General features: G+C 48.3%; 1 protein-coding gene and 1 pseudogene. One reads left to right on the plus strand and one right to left on the minus strand.

Annotated features, from left to right (window positions below; translation table 11 throughout):
* A pseudogene (locus CC207_RS28080) lies at positions 1–448 on the plus strand (transposase); the annotation flags it as partial.
* Here CC207_RS28080 and CC207_RS24840 read toward each other — a convergent pair.
* Positions 440–1,027: an endonuclease V gene (locus CC207_RS24840; protein WP_088852925.1), complete on the minus strand. Its 588-nt coding sequence runs from the start codon at positions 1,025–1,027 to the stop codon at positions 440–442. The pseudogene CC207_RS28080 and the gene CC207_RS24840 sit on opposite strands and share 9 nt — an antisense overlap.
* Positions 1,028–1,202 lie beyond the last annotated feature (175 nt).

Genomic DNA, 1,202 nt, shown 5'->3' on the forward strand with positions numbered 1-1,202 from the left:
GGCGCGAGCGACGCGCTATCGTAATCGACTAGAGGGTCGTACCGGTACATTGTGGGAAAGTCGTTTTAAGTCCAGCATTGTGCAGTCTGATACCTACCTGTTGGCTTGTTGCCGCTACATCGAATTGAATCCAGTCCGGGCGCGGATGACAGTTGAGGCTGGTGATTATCTTTGGTCGAGTTATTCGATCAGGATGGGAGCTGCGAAACGGCAGAATTGGCTTGATGATAATCCCTTGTTTTAAGCATTGGGGGAAACTGAAGAGCTCCGGCGCAAGCACTACGCCGAGTTTGTGAGGCAGGCGATATCGGACGAAGAGCTTAGCCTGATTCGAGACGCAATTCAGCGAGGACAATTGACGGGTAGTAGCCGGTTCGTGGACGAGATCGCGCAGATCACTGGAAAACGAATTGAGCGAAGGAAGCAGGGCAGGCCAAAATTAGAGTAGAGAAAATAAATCTGTCCCCTTTTTGCCCATTGAAACGAACACAGGTTTTACATGTTTTTGAGTCCTGAGCGCGGCCCCGATTAGTTCGTCGCCGTCGAACAGGCCTGATTGGCATCCCCTTTCATCAAGGGGAGGTGCGTATTCACCAATAAAGCGACTTTTTCCGCATCCAATAGTGGGTATGTCATAAAGTACCCCCAAATGCGATGCCAAGCCAAACCGACGAGGGTGAGCAATACCTTGCCCGTCGCAGATGATCAAGTCAGGTCGGTGGGTTATAGTTGATAAGAGCTTTACGATAGAAGGCAGCTCTCTAAACGAAAAAAGACCAGGCACATAGGGGAACGAAGTCGTATCCGACCATGCATGCTCTTCGATGATTTCCAGGCTTTCTGCGTCAACCACAACAATGGAGGCAATGAGTGTATCGTTTTCTTTGTGGTAGGCGACATCAATGCCTGCGATACTAGAGATAGGCCCAAGCTGATCTTGCTTGACTACAAGTTTAGATAGTCGTATCTGTAGATCTATGGCCTCGCTTGGTGTTATATCCCAAGGGTGTTGTATGACTGGCTGCATGTGGAGTGTTCTCGCTAAATCAAGCGGGTGAGGTTGTCGTCAACGAATCGTCAGATTATGCCATTTAAGAGCCAAATGACCAGCTGATTTTACTATTGATCTTGGGCGTGAAAAAGTATGAAAGTGGCTGAAAATTGGACAGGTCTATTTTTTCTACTGTAGGTTTGGTTCCTGT

The sequence above is a fragment of the Pseudomonas sp. DrBHI1 genome, from assembly GCF_002205115.1.
Taxonomy (GTDB): Bacteria; Pseudomonadota; Gammaproteobacteria; order Pseudomonadales; family Pseudomonadaceae; genus Aquipseudomonas; species Aquipseudomonas mosselii.